Source organism: Pedobacter gandavensis, assembly GCF_032678465.1.
GTDB lineage: Bacteria > Bacteroidota > Bacteroidia > Sphingobacteriales > Sphingobacteriaceae > Pedobacter > Pedobacter gandavensis_B.
The window spans coordinates 405631-429964 of the sequence record NZ_JAVTSK010000003.1 but is presented as its reverse complement, the minus strand read 5'-3'; the positions used below and the strand labels follow the sequence as shown (position 1 = coordinate 429964).

Sequence of the window (24334 nt, the reverse complement as noted above, 5' to 3'; positions counted from 1 at the left end):
TTAAAATTTCAAACTTAAACCTACAAGGAATGTCCGCTGACTTGGGTAGGCACCATCATCCACACCAAAAGCGGTCTGGTTATCTGTTTCGCTGGAAGTGCCAATTTCAGGATCTATCCCAGAGTATTTCGTGATGGTAAATAGATTGGCTGCTGAAAGGTAAACCCTCAATCTACCTACACCAAACTTCTGTAAAGTTTTGGCAGGTAGCGTATAGCCAATCTGAATGTTTTTTAATCGCAGGTAAGAACCATCTTCTACGAAGTAAGAGTTAGGAACCCCATTTGTACTAAAAGACTGTTCCTTTTCCTGAATGGGCGCCTTTGCATCTCTATGATCAGGTGTCCAGGAGTTGTAAAGTGCGGTATAACTTTTTGCCCCTCCAAAAGATGAGGAAAAATCGGTCCACCATTTCACCTGATTCCAAATGGAATTGCCTTGCACACCATAGAAGAACATGCTCATATCGAAATCCTTATAGGTCATATTCAGGTTCAGACCATAGCTAAAATCAGGATTTGCATTCCCGAGAAAAGTACGGTCATCGGCATTAATCAGTCCATCACCGTTCACATCTTCATATCTGAAACGACCAGGAGCGACGGCATTTTGAAAAACTGCATTTGGGTCTGCGGTTTGTTGCTGCACCTTTAAATTTGCCGCATCAATTTCTTCCTGTGATTGCCAGAAACCGGCAACTTTATAACCAAAAAACTCACTTACAGAATGGCCAACCTGATTGCGGATGATATTACTTCCATCAAACCGACGCGCATCCAGATCATAATAATCTGCGTCACCAGAAACCTTCTGAATCAAATTATTATAGGTAGTGATCGTTGCGGTTGCACTCAATTTAAAGTCCTTACCAATATTGCTGCGTCCGGTAATGGCCAGATCCAGACCTTCATTTTTCATTTTGCCAATGTTCAAAAAAGGTGTGCTTGAAGCTCCTTCTGTGGCGATCATTTCCGGATTAAATAATAGGTCTGTGATATTTTTTCTATAGTAATCTGCAGAAAGCTCTAATTTTCCTTCAAACAAAGTGGCATCTATACCAATATTTGCATTGGTATTTTTCTCCCATTTTGCGCCAGGATTACCTGTTCTGTTTTTATAAAAACCAGCTACGATGTTGTTGCCACCACCAATGGCGTAATAAGAAGGAGCGATATCACTACTGTAAGTATCAAATGAGTTCCCTTCCGATACATTCAACTGGTTGCCCATCACGCCCCAGCCTCCTCTGATTTTCAAATCAGAAATCCATTTCACATCCTTTAAAAAAGACTCCTGCGAAATTCTCCATCCCCCACTTACAGCAGGAAACCATCCATATACATTTTCCAAAAACTTAGATGAACCATCTCTTCTCAGCGTAGCACCAAGTAAATACTTGTCATTGAAACTGTAATCGACACGCCCAATTAAAGAAAACATGGCACTGGCAATACGTTCAGAATTGGCGTCCTTAGGTCCGCTACCTGTGGTGAGGTTGGTATAGTCCGGATCAAAAGAGAAATAGCCCCTGTTACTGCCACTCATGGTACTGTAACGATTGCGCAAATATTCAGTACCTACCAAAGCTTTCAAACTGTGTTGCCCGAACTGTTTATTAAAAGAAAGGGTATTTGTCCAGGTATAATCAAAACTCGCATAGGAAGACTCTGAATAAGAATTACTGGTATTGTTCTCTGCATTTTCGTACTGTGGATATACAAATGAACGGCTATTTCCGGATGAATTAGAACCCCCAAATGAACTCCTTAAAGTTAATGAGGCGGGTAAATCAGCTTCAATAAATACATTCCCAAATAGCCTGTTGTCTGTGGCCTTATTATTTTTTGTTCTCTTGAGCATGGCTACCGGATTGTAGGCATCACCGAGCTCTCCACCATAGGAACCTGCATAATTGCCCATAATGTCATATACTGGAATAATGGGTTGTTCCCTAAAAGCATGACCAATCGCATTATCTCCGCTTAAACCTCCAATTTTAGGATTATTGGTAATCGAATAGGATAGATTTTCTCCCACCCTCACTCTTTTACCGATATTAAACTGGGTATTGGAACGTAGTGTATAACGCTCCAGATAAGTGTTCATCAAAGTTCCTTGCTGGTTAAAATAATTGGCAGAAAGGAGGTAGTTTCCCTGGTCAGTTCCACCGCTTACGGAAATGTTGTGACTTGTGATTGGTGCCGGACTAAAGATCTCCTCATACCAGTTTGTACCTGTTTTATTGGCCTTTGTAATTCTATAAAAAGCATTGTATTCCGCATCGGATGTGAAGAATGGTTTCAGGTTATAAAGTGCTGGATTTACAGAAGGGTCTCCTTCTTTTGCTCCTTTAGGCAGGATATAATCGGGTACCACGTAGCTTGGACCGTCACCATATAAATCGTCATTCAGGTCTGTTTCTCCGGAATTGATCAACATCTGTCTTTTCAAGGTGGCCATTTCATTTGGATTCAGGATGCTCCATACATTTCCTGTTTTTGGACGTTGCGTACCATAATAGGCATCATAGTTGACCTGCACCTTACCTTTCCCTTTTTTAGTGGTCACTACAATCACACCATTCGCTGCCCGGGAACCATAGATCGAGGCTGCACCTGCATCTTTTAATACCTGAACAGACTCAATATCATTGGGATTGATATCAGATACACTTTCAGTTGGCACTCCATCTACCACATACAAAGGGCTATTGTTTCCAAAAGTATTGATCCCTCTGATTTTGACCTGAGGTTCATCTCCGGGTTGACCAGAACCCAATACAGTTACCCCTGATGCCTGGCCCTGCAATAAGTTATTCACAGAAGCAGCTGGTTGTTTAAGCATGTCAGCAACATTGACAACAGATACTGCACCCGTCAGGTCTTTTTTCTTCTGACTCGAATAGCCCACCACCACCACTTCTCCGAGAGAAGTTGGCTCTTCCGTTAACTGCACGTTGAGTACTGTTTTACCTTCAGCTGGCACTTCTTTTGTCATAAAACCGATATAGGTAAATACCAGAACCACTTCTGCATTGCTTGCACTAATCGCGTAATTCCCGTTGGCATCGGTCATAGCACCGATATTGGTTCCCTTGATCTTCACACTTACCCCTGGTAAACTTTCTCCTTTTAAGGATGTAACCTGCCCCTTGATCGTGACAGCCGGTTTTTCTAGCCCAGCTTCAAGGGCAGCATTACTCCCCCTGTCGTACAGTAAAATGTGTTGATCTACTACCTTATAAGTAATATTTAATGGCCCAAAAGCCTCTGCAAGGATATCTCCCAGCCGCTTGTTGACCACATTTAAAGAGGTGACCCTTTCAGATTTAATGGCCGAAGGACTATAAATAAACTTCACGTTCGTCAGAGTTTGTATCTCCTTCAGAATCTGTTTGATTTTACCCTCGGTAATGTTTATGGAAATTTCTTTATTGAGTACACCCTGAGCCTCTGCAGTTTTCGCAAAAGTACTACAGCTGAACAAGATGACAATAAATATTTGGCTTACAGATATCCGCATTGCTGTTATTATTAAAGCAACAAATCGCTTTTTATTCATACCTTTAGAAGTTTTTGTTCGTTAATGTGAAAAGTTTCGTTCAAAATCATTTTAACTGGCAATGTTCCGCAACATTGTCAGTTTTTTTATCTCCGGATTTTCTAGTAAAAGTCTCTCTTTTTCATACGCATTTGGTTTAGGTTGCTTAGGTTTGGTTAGTTACAAGGCCTTGCTGTTAATGAGGCCCATTTTTACTTTTAATGATGATGGTAGTACCAGAAATCTCATAGGAAGCCTTAACAGCTGCACATAAAAAATCCAGTTTACTGTATAAATTCTGCTCCGTAAGATCGCCTGTAAAAGTATCATCCAGCAAAGCAGAATCTGCGATCTGAAATTCTATACCATAGGTCTTTTTAAGTGAAGCAATCACCTCCGCAAGTGTTGCATCATTAAAAGAGAACAATTCTTTTACTTCTGTTTGATTTGTAGGAATAATAGGTTCAGGATTGGACACCAGACTTTGCCTGAAACTGTGATCATCAGCCTTAAATACCGTTTTTTGATTTGGGCTTAAGATGATTTCTTTGTGATGCCCAAGTATATTTTCGACCAGCGCCAGTCGACTACAAATAGGAGAAACGGCTACTTTTCCTGTTTTCACGACTACTTCTGTTCCCTTTTCACCTGTAGGATTACTCACACTAAAACTGGTTCCCAAAACCTTAGTAACCACATCTTTGCTGTACACCAGAAAGGGTCTGGAGGCATCCGTCATGATTTGAAAAAAACCAGTACCTTCCAATACCACTTCCCTTTTATCACTTAAAAAATGGGCAGGGTATTTAATGCTTGCATTGGCTTCCAATACCACAAAACTGCCATCATCAAACACTACCTTTTTTGGTTTTCCGTCCAGGTTGACCTGTTGCTTGATTTCATTTGATATGGAAGCAGTAATAAACTGTGGACTGGCCACTTTTTCTTTTAAAAATAAATAGCCTGTGATCAGGCAAAAACCAGTAATTGCAGCAGCAACCGCAGTCCAGCGCCAAATTTTGGAGTTGCGGATTTCAGGTAAGTGTTCCGGACTGATAGAAATATCTGTATGAATCCGATCCCAGAGTTTTTGTTCAATGGCATTGATTTCCCTTGAACTGATGTCCTCCAGTTCTTGTTTATCCAGCATCGCGTACCACTCCTCCACCACGCGTTTTTCTTCTGTGGTACATTTTCCTTCCAGATACCGATCCAATAAAAGATGAAATGCTTCTCTACTCATTATTATAGCTTTTAAACTATATGTCAGCTAATTCAGGCAGAGCCCTAAAGAAAAATAAAATATTTATTTTTCTTTATAGAAACAGCGTTGAAAACACGGCTAAGAAGAGGTAATCTTTCAGATGAAAACGCATAGATTTCAGCGATTGTGTGATGTGGTATTCAACTGCTTTTTCGGAGATATTGAGTTCTCTGGAGATGTCTTTGACAGAATAATGCTCCATTCTACTCAACTTAAATACTTCTCCTGTTTTTTTAGGCAAACGTGCGATGCCTTCATTCAAGGCCTCTCTCAGTTCATTTAACATTAACAAATAATCGGTATTGTCTACCTGGTCAATCTTCTGCAACTTGAGGTGATCCTGATACTTTGTCCTCACAAGCTGCGATTTGTAATGATTGATAATGCTATATTTTAAGCTTCCGAACAGATAGTTAGAAATCGAAGAGATTTCGACACGTTCGCGCTTATTCCACAATGCGACAAAAAGATTTTGACTGAGTTCTTCGGCGAGCTCTTTATGGTGGACCTTTTTAAAAGCAACCTGGAACACCCCCTTCCAATACCGGCTATAGATTTCCTTGAACGCAGACTCACTACCGTGCTTAAAAAGAACGATCAACTCATCATCAGTGAGAATTGAGAGATTCATACGGTCGGCAAGATTGGTTAGTTATGGTCTGGTTATAACAAACTTAACAATTTAAACCGAAGGTTTATTAGTTTTTTTTACGGGAGATGAGCAAATGATTCAGCAGGATTACCCATCCTGCTGAATCAGATTTCAACTAGAATTTATGGTTAATAAATTCCCTTAAAAGGGCAGGGAAACATGAACCATCATACGGTTCCCGGCCCTGGCCCTACCTTCCGCAAGATCCTGCGAACGTACATTCTGGTAATTTGCACCTAATGTCAAGCCCTTCAATGCGACTTCCACACCCAATACTGCAGATAAAGAATAACCTCCCGAAACCTGTACTTCGTACTTGTTGTTTTCTACATCTTTTTGTGCAGTTTCATACAGTACCCCGGCATTTGGTGCCAGCGTTATTTTTTCTGCAACGCGGAACTTATAATAAGCCAGTAAATTAGCCGTCAGTTTATTTCCATAACGATATTCGTATCTGTTTTCTGTATTCAATTTATAATTGACATTTGCATTTAAGCCCAGGTCATTGTAACGGATGTCATAAGCAGCATTGATGGTGAAATCAGTACTTGCTGTTCCCAGTTGAAAGTTATTAGGCGATTCACTCACCGCCAATCTTTCCGTAGGTTCATATTTTCCGGTAGGTACTTTAATTCCGCCACCAATCCAGATCGACTGCAGCAATAAACGGTCTCCTAACGTTCCCTTCTGATCCAGTAATTTATAGTATCCCATTAGCGCAATATCTCCAAGACCTGTTTTAGTTCCATTTCCGGTCTGACTTCGTCTGTCATTAAAATTATAAGGCAGGAAAGCCAATACCCGGAATTTAGTACCAAAATTCCATCCTCCCCAGAGCTCCATACTTTGATAGGTTTCATCGGCTGTAATTGGGCTTCGTTCTCCAAGCGGCCCCAGGTGCGTTTGCAATGTTTTATGTTGGTATCTTAAGCCTATAAAACGCTTATTGTATTCCGGCAAAATCCCCAGGTAATAACTCCCTACCCCACAACCACAAATGTCACAAGCCTTAGTTACACTCACTATAAACAACATTATGATGCTCAGCAATATTATTTTATTTCTCATTTTATCTATCTTTTATGGCACAGACCTACTGTGCTAATCTTCAATTTTATTGTTCTGAGAAGCGTTTATCATTGATAAAAACTTCATCATTTAGCGTTCCTAAAAATACACTTAGTTTTACCTTGTCTGATGTCGACAGTTCAATGCCCAATTTTCCATTCTTACGCAGCAGCGGATCCAGATTCGGGCTATCCTTTACTTCTGAACTGTAATGTTCCAACATGCCATCCAGCGACAAAAAACGGCCATCATGAGTATAGGGAGCCGTATATTTCAAATTCCTCAAGGAAGGCACCTTAAATTTATAACGGTCGGTTTCTATCAGCGTGACTGCGTATAAGCCCTGGTCATTTACTGCGCTAGTTCCCAGTCCATTGTTGCGGAAAGAACCATCAGTAAACAGGGGTTCCGAATGACAGGAAGCACATTTCTCTTTGAACAGCACATATCCTTCCTGCTCTTCAGTGGTAAATACTGCTCCTTCCTTTCGCATCACCTGATCATATTTTGAATTACTACTCACACACATGACCATGAATTGGGAAAGTGCCTTCATAAATCTTGCAGTAGTCACTTCTTCGGTCCCAAAAGCCTGCTTAAATAGCGCGGTGTACTTAGGTACTGTCCTGATTTTATTCAACACATTATCCAGGCTTTCATCCATTTCTTCATGTGTGGTGATGGGCGTGATGGGCTGAAGATCCAGGTCGTAAACCCCACCACCCCACATAAAAGCTTTACTCCAGGCCAGGTTCATGATCGGGGGTGAATTTCTGGTTCCGAGACGATCGTCGATTCCATGACTCACATCATGTCCATGTTGTGTAAATGCCGAAGATTGAATATGGCAGGAACCGCAGGTAATGGTATTGTTCCTGGAAAGTCTGGGTTCATAAAACAAGGCCCTTCCCAATTCAAAACCTTCCTTTGTGACCGGGTTATTTGAAAAATTATACACCGGCTCCGGAAAATTTGATGGCTTTTGAAAACCCAGGAACTTCTCTATTTCTTCTTTAAGGGGATGGTCTTTCTTACAGGCAAAGATAAACAAGCCAAAAATCAGTAAAACCACCCAATGTTTCTTCTTCATCATTATCAATTAGTTCTCCGTGTGATCGTGTTTAAACATCTCTACGTAATTCCCTGCTACTGTGCTGCTAAAATCATTGAACATCACATTTGGATGATCTGCAATCCTGAAAGGTGTTTTTCCATTGAAAACCTTCATTAGATCCACAAACAGGTGCACATTGCTTTGTCTGTCTTTTCTCACTTTGGCAATCCCTGCAGCATTTAAATCCATGGTAATTACTTTGATATTATTAATGGTAGGCACAGAGTAGCCTCCGAAGAAACCGATATGATATTTAAACTGCTTTTTGCCCGTAGGATCACCGCTGGCATCATCAGAAATCACCTTAGAATTTCCTTCGTATTTGAAGAAGATATAACCGTTGTTCCAGCCCCAGTACATTCCGCCGTTTTCATGATCGCCACCCGCTGCAGGATCTAAAACACCGGTACGCTTGTCGATAGGCATGGTACTGCGCAAGCTATCTACACCTAAAGTGAAAGTTACTTTGGTATAATCTCCCTCGGGTACCCTTACTTTCGCAAAACGCGTAGCTTTATCCGAGCCCTTTATCAGGAAATAACTGCTATCAGGATTTACGGTATAACTTTTCCCTGCCGCAGTTTCTACTTTAATATTGCTGATAAAATACTGTAAAAAGGAAATACTGAATTCTTCTCCTGCTGCATTTTTATAGGGACTGCCGGTATTGTTTAAGGTAAAAGTCCGGGCACCAACTATGTTATCGAATTCTATAGATAATGGCGCCAGATTTGTTTCCTGAAACTCTGGTACAGGATTGTCTTTTTTAGAACATCCGAAAAGGCTGATGCTCAATACGGAAATCAGGCCGGCTATAATTTTAGTTGTGTTTTTCATTTTGATATTTTCTTTTTGCATCCTTTTAATCATGTCACATTTGAGCACTATCTTTTTTCATTTAAGCTGCTCGTCCTTGATCATATGGATACTTATTCCCTGGGCTTTCCTCCCAGGATTAATTGTTTTCACTTTGTTTTTTATTGCTAATAAATTCACTATCGCTGAGCGCATTCAAAAAGGCAATTATTGCTTTTCTTTCCGATACTGACATGGGAATTCCTGGCTTACCCTGATTTTGGAATAAACTGACATCAGTAGTTAAAGATATCTTGATACCATACTGATAATGATCCAGTACCTCTTCCAGGCTCTTGAACCTGCCATCGTGCATATAAGGCGCAGTTAACCGGACGTTTCTTAAGGAAGGAGTTTTAAACTTCCCCAGATCTGCAGGATTTAAACTTACCCGGAAATGTCCTTGATAAATCCCCTCATTTTCATCTGAAAATGCTGCGTCTATTCCGTTGTTGTGGAAACGCTGATCGGTAAATAAGGCTCCGGAATGGCAAGTCCCACATTTTTCAGCAACCAGTTTCATGCCTTGCAGTTCTTCTCCATTTAAAGCTTCGGATTTCCCCCGAGCGGTATACTGATCATAGGCCGAGTTTGCAGAGATCAGTGTCCGCTGAAACTGCGCCAATGCTTTCAGCACATCTGTCGATCGTATTTCTGATTTAAAGACCTGTCTGAACTGATTTACATAGTCCGGTATGGCTTTTAATTCGGATTCCAGTTCGTAAAGATCCTGATGCATTTCTTCTTCAGATGTTAAAGGTCCCAATGCCTGGGATTCCAGATTTTTTGCGCCTCCATCCCAGAACAAACCCTGATCAGCCCAGGCCAGGTTAAACAAAACCGGGGCATGTCTGCTCAGTTGTTTCCCGGAAAAACCCTGATTGCTCAATGCCAACCCATCCGAAAAAGCCAGGTCCTGCCGGTGACAGGAAGCACAGGAGATCTTGTTATTCCCCGATAACCTTACATCATAGAACAATTTCCTGCCCAATTCAATCCCTTCAACTGTTAAAGGATTATCAGGATGTTCCTGCAAGGCAGGGAAATTTGCCGGAGGCAACAATTCAACAGGATGCAATCCCCTTAAATCCTGCGGCTCCGGCAATTCCTCCTTTTTACAGGAACTGAAAATAGCAAGGCTGATCAGTATAGCGAAAAACCAGGCTGATCGTACATGGAAAGCAGCAGAAATAAGAAATGCGATAGCAGCTTTCATAGCACTTTAGTGTACCGTTTTTACACTGAATACCTTCGTACTGTAATTGCCTGCTACCGCAGCCATTGTGCTGGCCTGTGCTGCACCCACCACAGGTGTAGTCATCACATCAATTCCATCCAGGACTTTGGCCAGATCCACATTCAGTACAATTCCTGATGATTTTGTGGCGCTAACTTTTAAAAATTGTGGCAGCTCTAGTGTGACTGTTTTATAATTGGCATTCAGGCCAGTTTCAATCTTTAAATTTTTAGTATTTGCAGCTTCTGTTACTTTGCCTGTTGCGGAAGTAAAAATATAGCTGGTGAGCCACATCCAGGAAACATTGGTCATCCCATTAAGTGGAGAAAGTTCTCCAGCCAATAGACTCAGGTTGTCATTATACCTGGAATCCACCCCAACGGAAAATTTCAGGGTTTTATAATCCCCGGCTTTCAGGTCTTTCAACACCACATCTTCTCTTTTCGTAGCAGGATAAACCGTGGTAGGAAGGTCATTATTCACACCGGTAAGGCTAATAGTGCCTGTTTCTTCCAGCAAATAATAGGAAGCAGGTACTTTAAATTCTTCCCCATTGGTATTCACCAACACTACATTACTGATCCAATATCTGAATTTATTGAAATTGAAAGTTCTTCCGCCAGTGGTAAAATCAGTATTCAATGCGAAATCCTGATTGCCAAATCTGGCATCAAAAGTTACAGTAGTTTTTCCAGTGGATTCTACAGCATTAATCGCGTCTTTATCTTTTGAACAAGCGGTAAATAGTAAGGATGATAAGGTAACTATGGTCAATATTTTTTTCATTTTATTTAATATGGATGGGCCATAACTCTTCCGTAAAGCCGAAAGAGCGGCATTTTTATAAATGGATAGCCGGGAAAATCAAATGGCACAAAAAACAAGGCCGGTGATTTCCAGGAGGATGCCAATTGATCTTCGCATAGTCATACGAATCAATACAGACAGCAATTTTTTATGAAAGGAATAAAATGCCGCTGGGTGGCGGGTGCGGGATCTCGCTATGGTGTTCAGGAAGATCAAAGGATACTTCTACAGGGACGGCTGTTGTCTGGACCGGCAGAGGCAGCAGGGGTTCAGCAACTGCGCTTAAAAAGAAGACATCGGAAACTGTTTTCTTCAGTGCATCTCTTTCCTGTTTCTTTTCCTTATCCTCAGCCTGTTTCAGTTTTTTCATCAGGTAACACTTACCATTACAATGCATTTCCGGCTTGTCTTTATTTTCACAAAGTACAGCAGCAATGTATTGCTGGTTCAGCTCAAAACCTGCATATACGAACACCTTACTGAACTGTGCCAGCAGCAAGGTGAACAATAAAATAAAGCAGGTAAAGCGTTTGAGCATGAGCTTATTTTTTATATTCTTTTAACAAGGTGTCCATATCAGTCATCAGTTGCTGTACATCGGAATCCAGCGTACCATCATAAGCCCCTCTGATGCGCTTCTCTTTATCTACCAAAACCAGGTATCCCTGATGGATAAAACCACCAGGTGCATTTTTGTCTTCTTGTGCAGCAACCAGGTAATTGCGTTCGGCAAGGGCATAGATTTCATCCCTGCTGCCCCACAGGTACTCCCATTGCCTTCCATCAACACCAAGTTTGCTGGCATAAGCTTTCATCCTGGAAGGCGTATCGTATTTTACATCAATGGTATGGGAAGCCAGCTTCACTTCCGGGTTCCCTTTATACTTTTCATAGACTTTCATTAAATTTCTATGCATAGTGGGACAAATCGTCGGACAGGAGGTAAAAAAGAAATCGGCCACATAGATCGTTCCATCGAAATCTTTTTCAGTGACCACTATACTATCCTGGTTAAAGAGTTTAAAGGCCGGAATTGGCCTAAAAACACTATCTATAACGGTCTTACCATCTACTACCCGCTCCTTCTGTTCCAATTGTAGATAAGGCAGTCTTTTCGGCTTTTCTTTACAGCTCATCAGCAACAATAAAGAAAGCGTCATACCTGTTAAAAATCTCCTCATTACTTTTTGAATTTATTGAAATAGATTTCAGATGATTTGATCTCTTTTTTATAGAGACTGTCGACCGCCACAATCTTTGCTTTTTCGTTCTGGAAATATCTGATCGCCTCTTCATTTGACTTCCCGCTGATATCAGGTTCAAATTTGTGCATCCAATCATTCATACTGTCCTCTGCAGCAGTCAGCTCTTTTAAAAGTAATTGAATGTTTTCCTTTTCTTTTAGGGTATCAATTTCAGGAAACTTTGTTTTCAAATCCGCCATGTTCTGTTGCAGCGTATCCAGTTTCATTTGATAATTTACAAGGGTACTATGGTCGCCCATCACCACATCATGAAACTTCATGACTTCATCACGTTCTTTTTTATAATCTGCGGGTTGCGTACAGGCGATAGCGGTAACCGCCAGCAGTACTGCGCCAAAAATTCTTTTCATCTTATTCAATCATTAACACCGATAGATAGCTCCATATTTTTCCAAATGCAATACATTTCCATTGCAGGCAATGGCCAGGCATTCCAAATGAACAACAAGAAAAAATGGATACAATAATTTCGCGCTTAAAAAACAGCGCATAGTTAAAATAGGCGGATGACTAATTTTTTTTAAAATCAGACATTCGTTTTTTTACCTAAAAATCTGGTTAACCGATAAATTGAGGAGGGTGAAATATGGAATTACGAATCGCACTAGGCATTCCTGTAGAAACCGGAACATGGCGTGTAATTTCTGCAAAAGGATATTGTTTAAACACCAATGGTGTAACCACCAATGCATCTTGAATTTGTGTTTTCTGCGCTTGTCTTTCCTGCTTCTGTTCTTTGTCTTGTGCTTGCTTTAACTTTTTCATTAAATAGCACTTACCGTTACATTGCAATTGAGGTTTGTCTTTGTTGACACAAAGTTCAGCAGCGATATATTGCTGATTGATTTCAAAACCAGCAAATACAAAAGCATTGGCAAAGTTTACCGTCAGTAAACTGAGCAAAAGCAATATGGCTGTTGGTTTGATGAACATCTGGCGCAAAGATAAGGAACAAATCCCGGGATTTAACCATTAAAAACATAAAAAAAGCAGACCGGAGCCTGCTTTTCTTGTGATTACTTTAATATTTTAATCGGTTTTTTGTGTTCATCGATGGCTACAAATGAGAACTCCCCGGTGACCGCTTTTTCACGGACTTCAGAATACATTTGCTCCACATAAATTTCGACTCTCACTTTCAAACTGGTATTTCCGATATGCGAAACAGTACCGATCAGCTCTACAATGGTTCCGGCAGGAATAGGTCTTTTGAAGTCAATCCTGTCGCTGCTCACGGTTACCATAATCTGTCTGCTGAAACGTGTAGCAGTAATAAATGCCACCTCGTCCATCATGTGCATGGCTGTACCGCCAAATAGCGTGTCGTAGTGGTTGGTTGTATTAGGAAACACTGCTTTAAAAATGCGTGTTTCAGAAGCTTTAATTCTGTCTTCTACAGTAATACTGTCTTTAATGCTATCTTCTGCTATCATTTTATTTTCTTTAATCGTTTCCCTTCCAGGGAAATGCTATTTCCCTCTCAGTTTGCCCCATTTTAAATAGGTAGCACCCCATGAGAATCCAGCGCCAAATGCAGTTAACAAGAGCTTATCGCCATATTTGAAATCATCTTTGAAATCCCATAAAACCAATGGTATAGTAGCAGCGGTGGTATTTCCGTAACGTTCGATATTCACTTTCACTTGCGATTCAGTTAAACTCAATTGTTCTCCAACAGCCTGGATGATTCTTAAATTTGCCTGGTGAGGAATCAGATAGTTGATTTGCTTGATGTCTAGATCATTTGCCCTTAAAATTTCTTTACAGGTATCTGTCATCCCCTGGATTGCAGCTTTAAATACCACACGTCCATCCTGGCGCACAAAATGCAAATTCTGATCTAATGTTTCCTGAGATGCAGGGTGTTTAGAACCACCGGCCGTAACAATAAGGTTTTCTTTACCACTACCATCCGTTCTGAAATAGCTGTCAATTAATCCAACTTCTTCTTCTGTCTGTTCTAATAAAACCGCTCCGGCACCGTCTCCAAAAAGAATACAGGTATTGCGGTCTTTATAATTCACGATCGAGCTGTTTTTATCAGCACCAATTACCACTACACGTTTGCAACGGCCGCTTTCAATCATACTTGCCCCTAAAGTCAATGCATAAAGGAAACCGCTACAAGCCGCATTGGTATCGATACCCCAGGCATTCTTTAATCCTGCTTTTTCACACACCATACTCCCGGTAGAAACCATCACATAGTCTGGAGTCGATGTAGATACAATCACACAGTCTATATCATCCGGATTTACATTCCCATCTTCCATTAACCTCAACAAGGCTCTCGTAGCCATATCCGAAGTTGCGATATTCGCATCATTTACTATTCTTCGCTCCTTGATCCCTGTTCTGGAAACGATCCACTCTTCGTTCGTATCCACCATTTTTTCCAGGTCACGGTTGCTCAAAACAGTTTCCGGAACATAACCACCAACTCCGGTTATCACCGCATTTTTACGTATTCTCATTCTGTGTGCTGTATCTATTGAAACAGGCAAGCATGCCACTTGCCTGTTATATTTTTTTTACAAAGTTACAGCTTCTTCAACATATTCCCGCAGTACTTTTGCAGCAGCGACCATTTCTATGAGTGCTTTTTTTGTTTCCTCCCAGTGTCTGGTCTTCAAACCGCAATCCGGATTCACCCAAAGTTGAGCTGAAGGGATCACAGACCGGGCTTTTTCCAGCAGCAAAACCATCTCTTCTTTTGAAGGAACTCTTGGCGAATGAATATCGTAAACGCCTGGTCCTATTTCGTTTGGATACTTGAAATCGGCAAAAGCATCCAATAATTCCATCTGAGACCGGGAACATTCAATCGTAATGACATCCGCATCCATATCGGCAATGTTCTGAATGATGTCATTAAATTCAGAATAACACATATGGGTATGAATTTGTGTCTCATTTTCCACTCCACTAGCCGAAATTCGGAATGCACGCACCGCCCATTGCAAATATTCCTGCCAGTCGGCCTTCCGAAGTGGCAATCCCTCGCGAATTGCAGGCTCATCAATCTGAATGATTTTTATTCCTGCCTGCTCTAAATCCACCACCTCATCTCTGATGGCTAAAGCAATTTGTGTACAGGTTTCTGAGCGTGGCTGATCATTTCGCACAAATGACCATTGTAAAATGGTCACCGGACCAGTCAACATTCCTTTCACCCATTTACCGGTCAGCGACTGCGCATAAGCCGACCAACGTACCGTCATCGGTTCAGGGCGGTATACATCTCCGTAAATGATCGGGGGTTTCACACATCTGCTGCCATAACTCTGCACCCAGCCATTTTTGCTGAATGTAAATCCGGCCAGCTGTTCACCAAAATACTCGACCATGTCGTTACGCTCAAATTCACCATGTACCAACACATCTATTCCTGTTTTTTCCTGGAATAAAATCGTTTCTTTGGTCTCTTCAGCGATTAATTCGTCGTATTCCTGTTGCGACAGCAGACCTTTTTTATACCTTGCTCTCCAGCTTCTTACCTCAGGTGTTTGCGGGAATGATCCGATGGTGGTGGTTGGAAAAAACGGCAATTTCAAGGCAGCCTTTTGCGCTACACTTCTTAAGGCATAAGGGGCTAAACGGTGTTCATCTTTTTCCCTGATCGCCGCAACCCTTTGTTTTACCGCAGCATTGTGGATTAAAGCAGAAGTTTTACGGTTTTCATGTGCCTGAATATTGCTTTCCAGTTTAGGCAATGCCGATGGCTCATTTTCCGCCAGTTGTTTCAAAGTAACGATTTCATCCACCTTCTGTTTCGCAAAGGACAACCATTGCTTGATTTCTGGTGTTAAAACGGTATCATTGGTTTCCAGATCCAGGTCGCATGGCGAATGGATTAAAGAACAGGAAGGACTAATGATCAGGCGGTTTTCTCCCAATTTTGCTTTTGCAAGCTCAATCAATTGCAATGAAGTGCGAAAATCATTTTTCCAGATGTTTCGTCCATCAACCAAGCCTAAAGAAAGCTTCAGCTGAGCAGGAATCTGAGGTAATAAGGTTTCCAGTTGTTCCGGATTTCTTACCAGATCAATGTGTAAGGCATGCACAGGTAGTGATAGGGCCAGTTCAGTATTGTCTTTTAATGCTTCAAAGTAAGTAGTCAATAAGGTTTTCAGCTTAGGAAATTGCTTTTTAAGCTCTGCATAGGCATATTTGAAAGCTGCTTTATCCTTTTCTGTTAAGTCTAAAGACAGGAAGGGCTCGTCAAACTGCACCCATTCTACCTGTTGCTCTTCGAGTTTTTTAAGCAGGTCAATATAGACTGGCAACAGATTTTTTATCAGGTCAATTCTTTCAAAACCCTGCTCTTTTTCTTTTCCAAGCAACAGATAAGTCACCGGACCAATGATCACGGGCTTGGTTTTAATGCCTAGTCTTTTACTCTCATTATATTCGTCTAATATTTTTGTAGAGAATAATTTGAATTGCTGGTCTTTCGTGAATTCAGGAACGATGTAATGGTAATTGGTATCAAACCATTTGGTCATTTCCATCGCCGTAATGTCGAGTCCATCTTTCTGATAACCTCTGGCCATAGCGAAATACAAATCCAACTCTGAATTTGCAGGATTTAAAATCACCTCATGGTAACGCTTAGGAATCGCTCCTACGGTTAATGAAAGGTCCAATACCTGATCATAAAATGAAAAATCATTCGCAGGAATCAGATCAATTCCCTTTTCTTTTTGCAGTTCCCAGTTCTGCTGGCGGATACTTTTTCCTACCTGTACGAGATTTTGAAGCGTACCCTTCCCTGCCCAAAATTGCTCAGCGGCTTTTTTGAGTTCTCTGTTACTACCAATTCGCGGGTAGCCTAGATTGTTTGTTAGCATTTTCTTGCTTTTAAATTGATGAAAAGATCAGTTAAAAGTTCTTTGCTGAAATCGCAAAGCTGACGAAAAGAAGAAGGATATGGAAAAACAAATGTATAGGCAGGCACATGCCTGAAAGGCATATACAGCGGGTATACATCTACCTGACCCATGCTTCATCTCGCGAAAGCATTGTCAATTCGGTAAAGGCAGGTCTCCTGACTTGTAACATTTTTACCATCCTTCCCATTCCTTTTGGAACAGTGGATATCTTGGGTAAAAACCTTTTGTGTTACTTACAGTTGCGCGACAGCTCGTGATTTGCACACGATTCCCTATTAATCTACAGCTAAGTAAAACCTCTTCCGGTTGATGATGAAATAATTAAAGAACTTATTACAGCAAATGTAACGAAAAATCTCTCTCCTGGTATATGCTAAAGGGCAATAGGCAATGAAAAACAGAATTTACTACCTTCACCCAAGGCACTTTCCACCCAAATTGTTCCACTTTCTGCTGCTATAAAATCTTTGGAAATTGCTAATCCTAAACCAGATCCCGATTTATTGTTCCCATCTGTTGGCACCTGAAAATATTTATCAAATAATCTCTTTTGATAAACTTCTTCAATACCCTTTCCGAAATCACGTACGGAAAATTCAATATGCTCTCCTTTTTCAATCACCTGAATCACAACCTTAGACTTTTCAGGACTGTAACGCAAGGCATTGGAAAGGAAATTCACCATTACCCAGGCAGTTTTCTCTACATCCACATAGATCTTAGGCAGGTTATTCCTGCTGATCAATTCCAGCTCGATTGATTTTTGTTCTGCCTGAAAACGTACAGAATCCATCGCATAAATTGCAATCTTCCGGGGATCTGATTTTACGAAATTCAGCTGCAGATTACCGGTTTCCACTTGTGCCAGATCTAAAAGCTCAGAAGTTATTTTTAACAACCGACCACAGTCTTCCTTGATGTGTTGCACCAATTCTTTCTGCTCTACATTCATTGGTCCGACCCGCTCATCATCCATCAGTTTCAAGCTCATTTTTATAGAAGATATCGGTGTTTTCAACTCATGGGATACCGTTGCAATGAAATTGGTTTTTGCTTCATCCAATTCTTTAAACTGGGTAATATTTTTCAAAATATAGACCTCTCCAGCTGCTTTTGCGGTTTGGGACATCGCCACTTCCGAATCTGCATCATAACTGGGCACCATAATTTCCCTTTTTTCCAGTTGAAAATAGGACTCTTTCTGATCTGCATAAATCTTCATCGTTTTTTCTGAGGGTTTATCCTGAAGAATGCGGTTCAACAAGTCATTTCTTTTCATTAATTCTATGGCATTCTTCCCAATCACCTCTTCTCCGTTCAGGTTTAACAGTTCTCCCGCTACCTTGTTGAAAAATAGAATTTCTTTTTTCTCATTCAAACCAATGATTGCATCCTGCATTTGTTGGATGATGGCCTCTATCCTTAGCTTTTCAGATTGAATTTTGGAAAGATTACTACTCTCCCATTTATTCAATTCCTGGGCCATCGTATTGAAAGAAAGTGCCAGCTCAGAAAATTCATCAGTTCCTTTAAAGTCCAGCCGCTGTTTGTAATTCTTGCGACTAATTTCCCGGATCGCTTCGGAGAATTCCCTTAATGGATTGGCCACGAAACCAGGGAAATTTACAATGAATGAAAATAGGATCAGAAAACAAATTGAAGCAGCAAAGATGACATACATTGCTGATTTTTCTATTGATTTTTGAGCAATATCATTTTTACGGACTATAGCTGCCATATTCATTTGATCTATTTTCCGTAATTCAGCACGTATTGCGGTAACTGCCTCCTTCAATTGCTGATCAGTAACTCCCGGCAATACCATCCCTTCATAGGCTTTATGCAATGCCGCCACCGCAGCCCCTTCTCCTTTCTCAGTAATATTTTTTCCTTCCATCGCCAGATATTGCTCAAATCGAGCTTTTGCAGCCAGGGGCAGTGGCAGTGTATTTTGATCCAATACCTCCCGCATATTACTCGTATAACTGAGTGTTTCATAATTATCTTTGAGAATCACCTTTGAACTTAATGAAATCTGGTCCATGTAAAACAAAGAGACTGCTCCGAAAAATATCACCACAACGAATAGGAATCCGAATCCGAGGCGGAGTTTGGTTTTGATTTTCATGACTATATCTTATGATTAAGAATTATTTACTGATTGTATTTTTTGGTTTATTTGCATTGGGAATAAGCGCGTCAATAGCTGGGAAATTTTCTTGGCTGATCATACTCCTCAGGACAAAATAACAAGATCTGTTTCTGTGATAGAAATGTGTTTTAAAAGTTGATTAAAAATAGCCGTTCTCCAAACCACCTGAAATAGGTTTAAATGTGGCTTTCCGATACAAATTGTGGTCACCTCTTTCTCATCTGAAATTCTCATAATGGTTTCTGTCACATGATCACTCTTTACTTTAATCACTTCAGCACCAAGTTCTGTGGCCAGCTTTAGGTTATTGATCAAATGTCGTTGCAAATCTAACTTAATTCTATTCCCACTTTCTGCACTATTTTGAACATACAATACCATCCAGGGGGAATTATAGTAGGAAGCCAATCTTGCTGTTTTCCGGATCACCGTTTTTGCCGTCTCAGGATTACTGGAAATACAGGCCAGAAAACGTTCTGGTCTTAATTTAATTTGTTTAGGAATCTCCAGATTTATTTTTTTCTCGAGTCGGTGGGCGACCTCCTTCAATGCCATTTCCCTCAGTTGAAGAATCTTTTCCGACTGAAAAAAGTTATCTAAAGCCCTGCTCAGCTTAGATTTATCGTAGATTTTTCCTGCCTTTAACCGATCGATCAATTCATCTGCGGTCAAATCTATATTGACCACTTCATCAGCAAACTCTAGTATTTTATCAGGAATCCGCTCAGTAATGGCAATGCCGGTGATCTTTTCAATTTCAGCGTTCATACTTTCCAGGTGCTGAATGTTGACTGCGGAGATGACACTGATTCCAGCTTCCAGAATATCTACCACATCCTGCCAGCGTTTGGTATTTTTACTCCCCTCCACATTGGTATGAGCAAGTTCATCCACGATCACTACTTCAGGATGGATATTTAAGATCGACTGCAAGTCCATCTCTTCCAATTCTTTTCCTTTGTAAAAGATCTTACGTCTGGGAATGATGGGAATTCCTTCCAGAAGGGCATGTGTTTCTACGCGATTGTGCGTTTCGATATAACCGATTTGCAGGTCGATCCCATTCTTTAATAAAGCATGAGCTTCCTGTAGCATTCGATAGGTTTTTCCTACCCCGGCGCTCATACCGATATAAACCTTAAATTTCCCTCTGCGGGATCTTCTTACAAGGTCTATAAAATCCTTTACTGCGCTTGGCTTATTGTCTTCCATCGGTGCTTACCATTTAACAATCACGTATGCCTGATCTATCAAATACCACAAAACCATAACCAGCAATAAGCCAACACTTAATAGCGGAATTAGTTTAACAGTACTCGCATTATAATTTCTTGTTTTCATGAATATCCGTAATATATTTCAATATCCTTTCCTTCTCATTTTAATAAATATGTTCATCATTCTGAACTCCGCATAGTCCGCAGAACGGAGAAATACCAGGACTTATGCTTAGCAAAATGATGAACATATTTTAGCAAATGAGCAGCTATTTAAATGGCTAAAAAGCAACCGCTATACTTGCAGTAATCGCTGCATTATAATTCACTGCAGTTGCTTTGCGCACAAAAATTTTGTCTTTACTATCGTATAGTTTTCCTTCCAGTCTAACTACGGCATTACTTACCGGTGCATAATCAATATTCAAAGAATAACCAGTGGTTTTAAAACCTTCAGGAGTTCCGGTAGCGATCAATACCCCATTTTTATCTTCGTAATACTCTACTCTACCAGCCATAGCCCATTTTGGATGGAACCGATATTGTGCAATTGCTACCGGAGAAAACACTTCGTTTTTCGCTGATTTTCCTTTTTCTTTTTGTTGCGTACCATAGTCTAAGCCAAGTGTTACTCCAAAATGATCTGTCAGCTGAAATATCCCATACACATTGTGATAGAAACGTTGAACACGTACCGAATCTGCGCCTTCTGTTCCTAGGTAGTTACTGTAATTGACAGTAATCCTATCCGTAGGTTTCCAGGTCAACTGTACTCCGGCTGCAGGCTGAGAATTCTCATTCTGACGGGTAATCCTTTGCCATCCATTCAGATACAAAACTGTAGCACTAAACTTTCCGTCTTCCGTTCCATAACTGATTTTTGCACCAGTCTCAAAATATGGCGTGTTTTCAGAAGAGATATTCCTGCTGAGTACCCAGCAATCTTTTGACACCGCGCTTTCAAAACCAATATGTGAAGAGAACACCCCGGCATCTATCCAAAGATTCTGAGTTTTCGACAATTTAATTCCGGCATTGGCTTCATAAATATTTTTAAATACTCCGGGTTCGGCAGCTAAATTGGCATTGGCATAAGAACCAGCCATTAAAGCCAGATTAGCACGTACGGCACCATTGTCGTACGCCGCTTTAATAAAACCTAAATTAAGCGTTACTTCATTACTGCGATTATGAGAATATATAAAACCTGGTCTGTTATTGTCGGAAGGTTTATTAAAATCATAGCCATAAGAGGTTTCTACATAACCTGAGACTTTAATTTTTGATGCTTCCTGAGCATAAGAACAAAGGGCAGTGCCTAATACAGCTGATAAAGTGATTATTTTTTTCATTGATATTTATTTTTTATCTACCAGGGACCGATCAAAAGCCTTGCTTATTTGTTTTTAAGCATTATGCCGATGAGGATTCCATTTTTTCATTTGATTTACATTTTAAGGGATTTATAAAGGCTCCTTTCTATCCTTTTTTCATTGTTTTTGATCCTTACAGAGGGTAAAATTTCAAGCATAACTTTCCCTTTCGGGCTGCCAAACCTGGTGGTTTAGCAAACGCGATTAGTTTGGGCAGCACAATTGGGAGGGATACTTATTTCTTTAACTCATCGAGGGCAACATTTAACTTGAGTACGTTTACTTTTGATGGGCCGAACAGACCAAACAATGGCCCCTCTGTATTTTTAACAACCAACTCAGCAACCGTTCTGTCGCTCAGTTTACGGTAAGCTGCTACTCTTTTGATCTGCATTATGGCAGCCAGTTCTGAAATATCAGGGTCCAATCCACTACCTGATGCCGTCACCATATCTGAAGGAATGTCTGATTTTTTCAGATATGGATGGTATTTCAATAGCGTATCTACTCTGTCGGACACCTGTTTCAGGTAATCTGCATTTGTTGGTCCTTTGTTTGAGCCTCCGGAACCTGCTGCATTGTAAGCTACAGCGGAAGGTCTACCCCAGAAATATTCCGGTTTGGTAAAAGACTGACCGATTAAGGCATAGCCCAGCACCTTACCGTTTTTAGTGATTTTTTCTCCACTTCCTTCCCCTGGGCTAAATTTCCCGATATAAGCAATGAGGAGCGGGTAAATGATACAAAGCAGTACCATCAGTACTCCCGTTAATCTAAGTGATTGTATGATGTATTTTTTCATGACAATTTTTATGTTAGTATTTTTTGTGTGATTTTAAAAATGCGGTTAAGCCATCAATGAAATCACCATATCAATTAATTTTATTCCGATAAATGGAGCAATTACTCCACCTATTCCATAAATCAGCAAGTTGCGACGTAATAATGCCGTTGCACCAATTGGCTTATAAGACACTCCACGCAAAGCCACTGGGATCAACAATGGAATCACAATTGCATTAAAAATCACTGCGGAAAGGATCGCGGTTTCAGGACTGTGCAGGTCCATGATATTCAGACTACGTAAGGCAGGGATAGCTACGATGAACAATGCAGGAACAATGGCGAAATACTTGGCCACATCATTGGCAATAGAGAAAGTAGTTAATGTTCCTCTGGTGATCAGCAATTGCTTGCCGATTTCAACGATCTCGATTAGTTTGGTTGGGTCGTTGTCCAGGTCTACCATATTACCCGCCTCTTTTGCCGCTTGTGTACCACTGTTCATCGCCACGCCTACATCTGCTTGTGCCAGTGCCGGTGCATCATTGGTGCCATCCCCCATCATCGCCACTAATTTACCCTGAGCCTGTTCTTCTTTGATGTAGTTCATTTTATCTTCCGGCTTCGCCTCAGCAATAAAATCATCTACACCAGCCTTTTGCGCAATAAATTTCGCAGTCAATGGATTATCACCAGTCACCATTACCGTTTTCACACCCATTTTACGTAGTCGCTCGAAACGTTCACTGATGCCCGGTTTAATGATGTCCTGCAATTCAATGACCCCTAAGGCATGTTCATTTTCTGAGACAACCAATGGAGTCCCTCCATTGCTGGCGATTCTTTTCACTTGTTCTTCAATATCCATCGGGAATGGATTTCCTGCAGAAAGCACGATGTTCCTGATGGAATCAAAAGCCCCTTTTCTGATGCGACGACCATCTTGTGTATCTAAACCACTCGATCTGGTTTCTGCTGTAAATTTGATAAATTTAGAACCTTCCGGGGGAGTTGTGATCAGCTTAGCATCCTGAGCAGCGGCCAATTCAATGATGGATTTACCTTCCGGAGTTTCATCAGCCAAAGAGCTCAATACGCATGCATCTGTAAAACTTTTAATAATGATCCCAGCAGTTGGATAAAAGTTTGTGGCTTTACGGTTACCAATGGTAATCGTTCCTGTTTTATCTAATAGCAGGACATCAATGTCGCCGGCAGTCTCCACTGCTTTACCTGACTTAGTGATCACATTTGCTCTCAATGCCCTGTCCATTCCGGCAATTCCAATCGCAGACAACAAACCACCAATCGTTGTTGGAATCAGACAAACAAATAGTGCAATGAAAGAAGCAATGGTAATTGGCGTATTTGCAAAATCCGCGAATGGTTTTAAAGTAATGCAGACAATGATAAATACCAATGTAAAACCAGCCAGTAAAATCGTTAATGCAATCTCATTTGGTGTTTTCTGACGGGAAGCACCTTCTACCAAAGCAATCATTTTATCCAGGAAGCTTTCACCTGCTGCCGTACTCACCTGTACTTTAATCTGATCTGAAAGCACCTTTGTACCTCCGGTAACGGATGATTTATCCCCACCGGATTCGCGGATCACGGGAGCGGATTCTCCTGTAATTGCGGATTCATCAATGGTTGCAATCCCTGATATAATCTCACCATCTGTAGGAATCGTATCTCCGGTTTCGCAGAAAAACACATCTCCTTTTTTCAATTGATTGGAAGAACGGATTTCAATCGTACCATTAGCCAGAATTACTTTTGCCGGTGTTTCTTCTCTTGTTTTACGCAGGCTATCTGCCTGTGCTTTACCCCTTGCTTCCGCAATCGCCTCAGCGAAATTGGCAAACAAAACGGTCAGGAGCAAGACAAGAAATACGACAAAATTATATCCGAAAGAACCCTGACTGGAATTGCTAAGCGAGTATATTGTGACGAACAGCATGACAAATGTTCCAATCTCTACGGTAAACATTACCGGATTCCGGATCATCAGGCGTGGATCTAGTTTGATAAATGATTGCCTTAATGCCGTATTGACCAAGGCAGGTTCAAATAATATATTGGATTTATTTTTCATTTGGATCTTATTGTTTT

General features: G+C 40.8%; 21 protein-coding genes and 1 riboswitch. All 21 genes read right to left on the bottom strand.

Translation table 11 applies throughout. The annotated features are described in order from the left end of the window. The 21 genes from R2Q94_RS07945 to kdpB all read right to left on the bottom strand — a co-directional run bounded on the left by R2Q94_RS07945 (position 1) and on the right by kdpB (position 24317). Complete coding sequence (locus R2Q94_RS07945) at positions 1 to 3561, bottom strand: TonB-dependent receptor (RefSeq protein ID WP_316820914.1); 3561 nt, start codon at positions 3559 to 3561, stop codon at positions 1 to 3. A 175-nt stretch (positions 3562 to 3736) separates the two neighbouring features. Next, the gene (locus tag R2Q94_RS07940; RefSeq protein ID WP_316820913.1) at positions 3737 to 4783 is read right to left on the bottom strand and encodes a FecR family protein; all 1047 of its coding nucleotides are present in this window, start codon (positions 4781 to 4783) and stop codon (positions 3737 to 3739) included. A 73-nt stretch (positions 4784 to 4856) separates the two neighbouring features. Further along, positions 4857 to 5435, bottom strand: coding sequence for an RNA polymerase sigma-70 factor (locus R2Q94_RS07935; RefSeq protein ID WP_316820912.1), 579 nt, complete (start codon positions 5433 to 5435; stop codon positions 4857 to 4859). A 162-nt stretch (positions 5436 to 5597) separates the two neighbouring features. Next, a complete protein-coding gene (locus R2Q94_RS07930; RefSeq protein ID WP_316820911.1) occupies positions 5598 to 6524 on the bottom strand; it encodes a transporter in 927 nt (308 codons plus the stop codon). 46 nt (positions 6525 to 6570) lie between these two features. Beyond that, positions 6571 to 7617: a cytochrome-c peroxidase gene (locus R2Q94_RS07925; RefSeq protein ID WP_316820910.1), complete on the bottom strand. Its 1047-nt coding sequence runs from the start codon at positions 7615 to 7617 to the stop codon at positions 6571 to 6573. A gap of 6 nt (positions 7618 to 7623) precedes the next feature. Continuing rightward, on the bottom strand, positions 7624 to 8475 hold the full coding sequence (locus tag R2Q94_RS07920) for an MbnP family protein (protein ID WP_316820909.1): 852 nt from the start codon (positions 8473 to 8475) through the stop codon (positions 7624 to 7626). 118 nt (positions 8476 to 8593) lie between these two features. After that, positions 8594 to 9709 (bottom strand): cytochrome-c peroxidase, encoded by a 1116-nt coding sequence (locus R2Q94_RS07915; protein WP_316820908.1) that lies wholly within the window; start codon positions 9707 to 9709, stop codon positions 8594 to 8596. Between the two features lie 6 nt (positions 9710 to 9715). Next, positions 9716 to 10516, bottom strand: a complete 801-nt coding sequence (locus R2Q94_RS07910; RefSeq protein ID WP_316820907.1) for an MbnP family protein — start codon at positions 10514 to 10516, stop codon at positions 9716 to 9718. A gap of 169 nt (positions 10517 to 10685) precedes the next feature. Beyond that, positions 10686 to 11075, bottom strand: a complete 390-nt coding sequence (locus R2Q94_RS07905; RefSeq protein ID WP_316820906.1) for a hypothetical protein — start codon at positions 11073 to 11075, stop codon at positions 10686 to 10688. A gap of 4 nt (positions 11076 to 11079) precedes the next feature. Further along, positions 11080 to 11718, bottom strand: coding sequence for an SCO family protein (locus tag R2Q94_RS07900; RefSeq protein WP_316820905.1), 639 nt, complete (start codon positions 11716 to 11718; stop codon positions 11080 to 11082). Further along, positions 11718 to 12152, bottom strand: a complete 435-nt coding sequence (locus R2Q94_RS07895; protein ID WP_316820904.1) for a hypothetical protein — start codon at positions 12150 to 12152, stop codon at positions 11718 to 11720. Before R2Q94_RS07895 ends, R2Q94_RS07900 begins: the two co-directional genes overlap by 1 nt. A 208-nt stretch (positions 12153 to 12360) precedes the next feature. Next, positions 12361 to 12735 carry a hypothetical protein gene (locus R2Q94_RS07890; protein ID WP_316820903.1) on the bottom strand — a complete coding sequence of 125 codons (375 nt, stop codon included), beginning with the start codon at positions 12733 to 12735 and terminating at the stop codon, positions 12361 to 12363. A gap of 83 nt (positions 12736 to 12818) precedes the next feature. Then, entirely contained in the window at positions 12819 to 13205 is a 387-nt protein-coding gene (locus R2Q94_RS07885; RefSeq protein ID WP_316821054.1) for an acyl-CoA thioesterase, read from the bottom strand. A 66-nt stretch (positions 13206 to 13271) separates the two neighbouring features. Further along, positions 13272 to 14276 carry a beta-ketoacyl-ACP synthase III gene (locus tag R2Q94_RS07880; protein ID WP_316820902.1) on the bottom strand — a complete coding sequence of 335 codons (1005 nt, stop codon included), beginning with the start codon at positions 14274 to 14276 and terminating at the stop codon, positions 13272 to 13274. 57 nt (positions 14277 to 14333) lie between these two features. Further along, positions 14334 to 16652 (bottom strand): 5-methyltetrahydropteroyltriglutamate--homocysteine S-methyltransferase, encoded by a 2319-nt coding sequence (metE, locus tag R2Q94_RS07875; protein WP_316820901.1) that lies wholly within the window; start codon positions 16650 to 16652, stop codon positions 14334 to 14336. A 169-nt stretch (positions 16653 to 16821) separates the two neighbouring features. Further along, positions 16822 to 17010: riboswitch (cobalamin riboswitch) on the bottom strand. 57 nt (positions 17011 to 17067) lie between these two features. Then, positions 17068 to 18822: an ATP-binding protein gene (locus tag R2Q94_RS07870; protein WP_316820900.1), complete on the bottom strand. Its 1755-nt coding sequence runs from the start codon at positions 18820 to 18822 to the stop codon at positions 17068 to 17070. 108 nt (positions 18823 to 18930) lie between these two features. Then, positions 18931 to 20058: a sensor protein KdpD gene (locus R2Q94_RS07865; protein ID WP_316820899.1), complete on the bottom strand. Its 1128-nt coding sequence runs from the start codon at positions 20056 to 20058 to the stop codon at positions 18931 to 18933. Between the two features lie 6 nt (positions 20059 to 20064). After that, positions 20065 to 20187 carry a hypothetical protein gene (locus R2Q94_RS07860; RefSeq protein ID WP_316820898.1) on the bottom strand — a complete coding sequence of 41 codons (123 nt, stop codon included), beginning with the start codon at positions 20185 to 20187 and terminating at the stop codon, positions 20065 to 20067. 157 nt (positions 20188 to 20344) lie between these two features. Continuing rightward, the gene (locus R2Q94_RS07855; RefSeq protein ID WP_316820897.1) at positions 20345 to 21415 is read right to left on the bottom strand and encodes a porin; all 1071 of its coding nucleotides are present in this window, start codon (positions 21413 to 21415) and stop codon (positions 20345 to 20347) included. A gap of 256 nt (positions 21416 to 21671) precedes the next feature. Further along, positions 21672 to 22238, bottom strand: coding sequence for a K(+)-transporting ATPase subunit C (locus tag R2Q94_RS07850; protein ID WP_316820896.1), 567 nt, complete (start codon positions 22236 to 22238; stop codon positions 21672 to 21674). Between the two features lie 45 nt (positions 22239 to 22283). Beyond that, the gene (kdpB, locus tag R2Q94_RS07845) at positions 22284 to 24317 is read right to left on the bottom strand and encodes a potassium-transporting ATPase subunit KdpB (RefSeq protein ID WP_316820895.1); all 2034 of its coding nucleotides are present in this window, start codon (positions 24315 to 24317) and stop codon (positions 22284 to 22286) included. Positions 24318 to 24334 lie beyond the last annotated feature (17 nt).

Coding starts and splice junctions, on each gene's coding strand:
- R2Q94_RS07910 (WP_316820907.1), bottom strand. CDS start 10,516: ATGAAAAAAATATTGACCATAGTTACCTTATCATCCTTACTATTTACC.
- R2Q94_RS07945 (WP_316820914.1), bottom strand. CDS start 3,561: ATGAATAAAAAGCGATTTGTTGCTTTAATAATAACAGCAATGCGGATA.
- R2Q94_RS07895 (WP_316820904.1), bottom strand. CDS start 12,152: ATGAAAAGAATTTTTGGCGCAGTACTGCTGGCGGTTACCGCTATCGCC.
- metE (WP_316820901.1), bottom strand. CDS start 16,652: ATGCTAACAAACAATCTAGGCTACCCGCGAATTGGTAGTAACAGAGAA.
- R2Q94_RS07915 (WP_316820908.1), bottom strand. CDS start 9,709: ATGAAAGCTGCTATCGCATTTCTTATTTCTGCTGCTTTCCATGTACGA.
- R2Q94_RS07935 (WP_316820912.1), bottom strand. CDS start 5,435: ATGAATCTCTCAATTCTCACTGATGATGAGTTGATCGTTCTTTTTAAG.
- R2Q94_RS07880 (WP_316820902.1), bottom strand. CDS start 14,276: ATGAGAATACGTAAAAATGCGGTGATAACCGGAGTTGGTGGTTATGTT.
- R2Q94_RS07905 (WP_316820906.1), bottom strand. CDS start 11,075: ATGCTCAAACGCTTTACCTGCTTTATTTTATTGTTCACCTTGCTGCTG.
- R2Q94_RS07900 (WP_316820905.1), bottom strand. CDS start 11,718: ATGAGGAGATTTTTAACAGGTATGACGCTTTCTTTATTGTTGCTGATG.
- R2Q94_RS07860 (WP_316820898.1), bottom strand. CDS start 20,187: ATGAAAACAAGAAATTATAATGCGAGTACTGTTAAACTAATTCCGCTA.
- R2Q94_RS07930 (WP_316820911.1), bottom strand. CDS start 6,524: ATGAGAAATAAAATAATATTGCTGAGCATCATAATGTTGTTTATAGTG.
- R2Q94_RS07940 (WP_316820913.1), bottom strand. CDS start 4,783: ATGAGTAGAGAAGCATTTCATCTTTTATTGGATCGGTATCTGGAAGGA.
- R2Q94_RS07890 (WP_316820903.1), bottom strand. CDS start 12,735: ATGTTCATCAAACCAACAGCCATATTGCTTTTGCTCAGTTTACTGACG.
- kdpB (WP_316820895.1), bottom strand. CDS start 24,317: ATGAAAAATAAATCCAATATATTATTTGAACCTGCCTTGGTCAATACG.
- R2Q94_RS07850 (WP_316820896.1), bottom strand. CDS start 22,238: ATGAAAAAATACATCATACAATCACTTAGATTAACGGGAGTACTGATG.
- R2Q94_RS07870 (WP_316820900.1), bottom strand. CDS start 18,822: ATGAAAATCAAAACCAAACTCCGCCTCGGATTCGGATTCCTATTCGTT.
- R2Q94_RS07925 (WP_316820910.1), bottom strand. CDS start 7,617: ATGATGAAGAAGAAACATTGGGTGGTTTTACTGATTTTTGGCTTGTTT.
- R2Q94_RS07920 (WP_316820909.1), bottom strand. CDS start 8,475: ATGAAAAACACAACTAAAATTATAGCCGGCCTGATTTCCGTATTGAGC.
- R2Q94_RS07865 (WP_316820899.1), bottom strand. CDS start 20,058: ATGGAAGACAATAAGCCAAGCGCAGTAAAGGATTTTATAGACCTTGTA.
- R2Q94_RS07855 (WP_316820897.1), bottom strand. CDS start 21,415: ATGAAAAAAATAATCACTTTATCAGCTGTATTAGGCACTGCCCTTTGT.